Source organism: Protofrankia sp. CiP3 (genome assembly GCF_917627345.1).
Lineage (GTDB): Bacteria > Actinomycetota > Actinomycetes > Frankiales > Frankiaceae > Protofrankia.
The window spans coordinates 2,755-8,218 of record NZ_CAKJTM010000159.1 but is presented as its reverse complement, the minus strand read 5'-3'; the positions used below and the strand labels follow the sequence as shown (position 1 = coordinate 8,218).

Annotated in this window: 6 protein-coding genes and 1 pseudogene; 3 read left to right on the top strand and 4 right to left on the bottom strand. The window is 65.8% G+C overall.

Annotated elements, in window-relative coordinates; translation table 11 throughout:
* Positions 1-290 precede the first annotated feature (290 nt).
* The 3 genes from MJ797_RS25040 (at position 291) to MJ797_RS25030 (ending at position 1,815) form a co-directional block, all read left to right on the top strand.
* Positions 291-527 (top strand): hypothetical protein, encoded by a 237-nt coding sequence (locus MJ797_RS25040; protein WP_239341933.1) that lies wholly within the window; start codon positions 291-293, stop codon positions 525-527.
* A gap of 168 nt (positions 528-695) precedes the next feature.
* A complete protein-coding gene (locus MJ797_RS25035; RefSeq protein WP_239341931.1) occupies positions 696-899 on the top strand; it encodes a hypothetical protein in 204 nt (67 codons plus the stop codon).
* A 46-nt stretch (positions 900-945) separates the two neighbouring features.
* Positions 946-1,815 carry an aminotransferase class IV family protein gene (locus MJ797_RS25030; protein WP_239341929.1) on the top strand — a complete coding sequence of 290 codons (870 nt, stop codon included), beginning with the start codon at positions 946-948 and terminating at the stop codon, positions 1,813-1,815.
* Between the two features lie 146 nt (positions 1,816-1,961).
* Here the strand turns inward: MJ797_RS25030 and MJ797_RS25025 are convergent, their stop codons facing one another.
* From MJ797_RS25025 to MJ797_RS25015, 4 genes and pseudogenes are all read right to left on the bottom strand, one after another.
* Positions 1,962-3,347 carry an MFS transporter gene (locus MJ797_RS25025; protein WP_239341927.1) on the bottom strand — a complete coding sequence of 462 codons (1,386 nt, stop codon included), beginning with the start codon at positions 3,345-3,347 and terminating at the stop codon, positions 1,962-1,964.
* Positions 3,348-3,891: 544 nt separating this feature from the next.
* Positions 3,892-4,401 (bottom strand): annotated as a pseudogene (locus tag MJ797_RS27675) (carboxylesterase family protein); the annotation flags it as partial.
* On the bottom strand, positions 4,398-4,808 hold the full coding sequence (locus MJ797_RS25020) for a carboxylesterase family protein (protein WP_239341925.1): 411 nt from the start codon (positions 4,806-4,808) through the stop codon (positions 4,398-4,400). The gene MJ797_RS25020 and the pseudogene MJ797_RS27675, both read right to left, overlap by 4 nt.
* Before the next feature lie 18 nt (positions 4,809-4,826).
* Complete coding sequence (locus MJ797_RS25015) at positions 4,827-5,177, bottom strand: CoA transferase (protein ID WP_255739481.1); 351 nt, start codon at positions 5,175-5,177, stop codon at positions 4,827-4,829.
* Positions 5,178-5,464: the final 287 nt, after the last annotated feature.

Sequence of the window (5,464 nt, the reverse complement as noted above, 5' to 3'; positions counted from 1 at the left end):
TGGGTGTGGCCCACCGACAGCACAGCTCGTACGCCAGTGCCCGAGTTGGTGGCGAACGCGGCTTCCATGTCGGGCATGTCAGTCAGTTGGCTGGGCTCCATCGCGGCCGGCTCGTCGAGCGTTTGGTTGATCAAAGCCATTGTGGCACCCGGGAGCCACTCGGACTGCGGCCACACTATTCGACCCCACGTACGAAGCCGATGTTCGACGCGGAAATCTCGCATTTCAGTCCCTCGTGGCTCGTGAAAAGTGCGTCGTCGAAACCTGCGCGCTGCGCACGACGGCGGTGCATGAGCGCGCCGAACACGCTGACGTGCGCTTCCTCGCAACGCATTCCGCACGTAGTGGCGAACGGCGTCAGTGTCCAATTCGACATCGAAGAGCTTTCCAAAATCGTTCGCCAACCGCTCGATGTGCAGGGACAACCCGCGTACCCGGAAATCCTGTACCAGCATGGAAGTGAAGTGCCCGTCGTTCGTCAGGGCGAGCACGCGAAGATCGCCTGGACTGGCCGGAGCGCCATTTAGTTCCACCTTGCCCCCCGGATATTCGATGAAGACCGCGGTTCACCCCAATATTCGAACACTTCGGATTGACACTGCATCGGCAGGACATCCCTTACGAAAGTGCTTAGGCGCTGTAGTCGGCAATCGGCAATCTTGAGCGCTGACCACGCCCGGCGACTGAGATGATTGATGGATGGCTTCTCACGAAACCACCAGTGCCGCCGAACCTTTGGCCAGGACCCGTGGCGGCGTGCTGCTCCCCGAGTTCTCATCGGGTTCTGCTGCCGGCTCGGCCTGCCGTTCGGGATCAACGTCGAAATCCTTACCAACCGCAAGGTCGAAATCGACGCCTCGATCGACCTCGCCCGCGAGATCCGCAGCCAGCCAGACTGAAACACGATCATCGGTCTGCGGGTTTCTTCGAGTACTTGAGGAAGCGATGGAACTGAATGGCGCTCCGGCCAGCCCGGAGCAGATGAGAGTGCTCGCCCTGACCAACTACGGGCACTTCACTTCCATGCTGGTACAGGATTTCGCCGTACGGGGTCTTCCCCTGCACCTGGAGCGTTTGACGAGGGACTGCCGGCAACTTTTCGACACCGACCTCGACACCAATGCGGTTCGTCATCAGGTGCGCCACGCGTTGGCCGGGAATCCGGGGCCGGTCATGGTTCGAGTCACGGTCTACGACCCGGCTCTCGACCTCGGGACCATCGGCTCGGACGCGGAGCCGAGCGTCTTGGTGACCACCCGGCCCGCCGGGCATGGAGCCTTGGCGCCCCTGAGACTTCAGGCCGCGCGGTACCAGCGTGAGACTCCGACTGTGAAACACGTCAGCCTCTTCGGGGCCCTTACGCACCGCCGCCGCGCACAACGGGCCGGCTTCGACGACGTACTGTTCATCAGCGACGACGGAATGATCAGTGAGGCCTCAACGTCGAACATCGGGTTCGTGCGCCAGGGGCGGGTTTTGTGGCCACGGGCCGCATGGCTTCCGGGTGTCACGATGGCGTTGATCGACCAGAGACTCGACCAGCCGGCCACGACGGAGCCCGTTAACCTGTCCGACCTGCAGGACCTGGAGGCCGCGTTCGTGACCAGCTCGGGTACCGGCGTCCGGGCGGTGCTGTCCGTCGACCGCACCGAATGGTGCACCGACCACGAGGTCCTAGACAAGGTGCGCGAACTGTACGCGGAGACCCCCCTACGAGCTGCTGTGACCGCTCACCGCTGGAATTCCTTTATCCGCTCCGCGCGTTCCACATCGGACAGCCCGGGATCGAGGATCACGTCGATGATCTTCTCGTAATCACCCTGGTTGATCACCATGCGGCTCGCCTCCCGGCCGACCTCGTGCGTCATGAGCCTGCGGCCGGTCATCAGAACGGTCGTGTTCCCGATCACCAGGCTGAGGATCCGGAGGTTCGCCGCCGGCCAAGCCAGGCGGGTTGGTAATCAGTCGGCTCGGAAGCGACTGGCTGCTTTGCCTCGCAGGCCGAACAGCCCGATCAGCAGGTTCAGTCCGACCCACACGAACAGCACCGCGAAACCACGATGCAAGCCGGAATTGAGCGCGTGCACCGGATCGACACCCTGGCGGACCAGCTCCGCCGAGCGCGCGCCGACTGACGTGGCCACCACCGCGAGGCCGAGCGCGCCGCCCACCTCGGCGGCGGCGTTGAGGATGCCCGATGCCGTGCCGGCGTCCTCCTCTGTCGCGTCGGCTGTGCCGACCACCGGAATAGTGATCATGCAGATCACGAGCCCGATGCCGAGCAGTGCGGTCACCGGCAGCAGCAACGTCCAGTACCCGGAGTCGATCGTTGCATTCATGATCAGTCCTAGCATCCCGGCCAGCAGCACTGTGCCCACGAGGAACGGGCCACGCGCGCCGGTCTTCGGGATCACGCGGGCCACCACACCCGATACGAACAACATCGCCAGGCTGGTCGGAATGTAGGCCAGGCCCGTCTGTAGCGGGCTGTAGTGCAGCACGCCCTGCATGTACTGCGGCAGCAGGAAGAACGTCGGCAGCATGATGCCGGCCGAGACCAGCTGGCCGAGGCTCGCCGCGACCACATTGCGCTTGCCGACCAGTCGCAACGGCACCAGCGGCGCGCGGTGACGCTGCTCGATCCGGACGAAGGCGGCGAACAGCACGACGCTCACCGCGAACGCCCCGACGGTTTGCCAGCTCGTCCAGCCGTTCATGGTGGAGCTGACGATGCCGTAGACGAGCAGCAGCAGCCCGCCGGTGATGGTGAGGGCGCCGCCGAGGTCCGACGGCGGCTTGCGCTGGTCAGGGCCGCCGCCCGCGACGAGGCCAGCCACCGCGCCGATGACCGCCAGGCCGACCGGCAGGTTGATGTAGAACGCCCACCGCCAGTCGATCTGCACCAGCAGGCCGCCGAGCAGCGCGCCCATACTGGCGCCGATCCCCAACACGGAGCCCCAGGTGCCGAGCGCCTTTGTGCGTTCGGTCTGGTCGGGGAAGGACGTGACCAAGATTGACAGCGCGGCCGGTGACGTGGCCGCGGCGCCGATGCCCTGCAGCGCCCTGGCGATCAGCAGCTGGGTCGCGGTGGTGGCGGTGCCGGCCAGCAGCGAGCCGCCGGTGAACAGCGCCAGGCCGGTCAGCAGCACCCGTCGCCTGCCGACCACATCGGTCAGCCGCCCGCCGAGCAGCATCAGGCCACCGAACGGCAACACGTAGATGCTCATCACCCACTGCTGACCGGTGGTGGACAGATGCAGCGCGTTGTGCACCTGGGGCAGCATCACGTTGACGATCGTCGCGTCGAGCATGAGCATGAGCTGCGCGACCGACACGACGGCGAGCACCCACCACCGGCGACGGACCTGCGGTGCCTGCTGCTGGTCCGCGAGCGGGCTTGGCGCCGAGCCCGCCGACGCGTCGGTGTCGGTAGTCATCGCGATCTCTCTCCTCGGTGGTGCGTGGGTACTGAAGGCTCGTCAAGGAAGCGGTGGCCTGCAGCGCTCGCGGTGGACGGCTCGACCAGGGCACGCGGCCTGGGGCCCCCGGGTCATCTCGCCGGGAATCCAACCCAGGACCAGGCGCTGCCGTCACCTGCGGGCAGGCCTTGGCCCGTGGCTGTAGGGCGCCGCGATCTGGCAGGTCACCGGCTCCTCCGGGGTCCAGCTCCTCCAGGACGGACACCCGTGCCGGGCCAATGCCGCCGGCATCGCGAGCCGCCCGCAGCAGTCGGTCGGTGGGTTCCAGATAGTCTCTCTCCGAGAGCAGTTCAATCATTTTCTCCTGGTCGCCGGAAGGGGCTCCGACGTCCAGTGCCTCATAGGCTCGACTGAAGACCTCGTCACCCATGGCGACGTAGATCCCCGCCTCCTTCGAGGTCACCGACATCAGCAGTGGGACGCCGGCGACGCCCCCGTCCCTGATGGTCTCCGGTGGCGGCCTGGGCACAACGGAGCCGTCGACGAAGGGGCTGTAGCGGACCTTGACACCCCGTTCGAGCAGCTTCCCGTGGATGTGACGCAGGCCCGCGTTCGGGAGCCTGCTCAGGTCGTCCGGCGAACTCGCCAGTGGCCCGGTCGCGGCGAGGAACTCCACAGTGAAGCGGACGGCGGCGTCCTCGGACACCGGCACCTCGGCGTTCCCGCTGTAGATCGCGGCCTTGTGGAACAGCCCGTGAGCCAGGGGTGCGCCGAGCAGCGTCGCCACGTCGCAGCCACCTGAGGACATGCCGAACAGCGTAACGTTCGCCGGGTCACCGCCGAAGCGAGCGATGTTGTCCTTTATCCAGCGCAGCAGCATTACCTGGTCAAGAACCTCGAGGTTGTCGCTGTCCGCGAAGTCCAGGCCGTGGCCACCCAGATAGAGGCAGCCCCACAGGCCAAGGCGATAGTTCGCAGTCATGACGACGACGTCGTGCCGAGCCGCAAGTGCCACGCGTCGATCCGGCTGCTGGCGCTGTCGTACACCCGGTTGCCACCATGAAGCCAGATCAAGACGGGGATCGGGGCATCCTGGCGCGGGCCAGATGACCAGACGTTCCGGTTGAAGCGGTCCTCGTTCTCGACGAGTTCGTCCAGCGGGACCCGGTACAGGCTCCTGCCGACCTGGGTCGGCAGCTGCCAGCTGACTGCTCCCCGGCGGTTCGCCTCGAGCGGGCCGGCCGGCCTCACCGGCTCGGGCGGCCGGAAAGGCCGCTCGATGTGACCGTAGAGCACACCCCGCCAGTTGGGCACTCCTCGGTCAAGAAAACCGCGTATCTGCCCGGACGAGGCCTCGACCATGAGGCCGCCGTCGACGGAATCAAGCATGGTGTCGTCCCCGAATCCTCAGAAAAGGTCAGGGTCTACTTCCTTCAGCTTCTCAGGGCCGATACCCCACCGCTCGAGCGTCTCGAGCCAGAATTTCTCGATCACAGCGTCCGCGTTGGCCGCGAGGCGCAGAAACTCCGCCGCGCCCTCCGGAGTGCTGAGGTTGAGGACCATTCCCTGTTGGTTCCGGTGCAGCACCTTCCACCAGAGAGGTACGCCGTTGGTCGCGAACCCGAAACGGCGCATCGGATCGCCGGACGGATGCTCGACCTTCATCACTCTCGCACCGAAGTCGGCGAGCAACTGCGCGGCGAAGGGCCCGCCAGGACGGTGGAGATGTCGATAATCGTCAGGTCCCCAAGTGGTAATGGTCGGTCCGCCATGTGTACCAGTCCTCCCACAGTTTCACGGCAGCACAGTTTGATCGCGTCCGATCGCCGAAGGCCGACCGCGCGGAGCATCGAATCGCGTCCATGCTCGCCTGCGCCGCCGTTTCCGGGAACCCCTGTCTTCCTGGTCGGCCCCTTGATCAAGGATCTGAATGCGGAGCGGCGGGGCCCCGGTGACTAGGGGTTGGTTCCCGGGGGCCGACTAGGGGGTCGGCTTCGAATTACTAGGGGTCGGCTCTGGCCGGACTTTCGTTCCAGATAAACGCT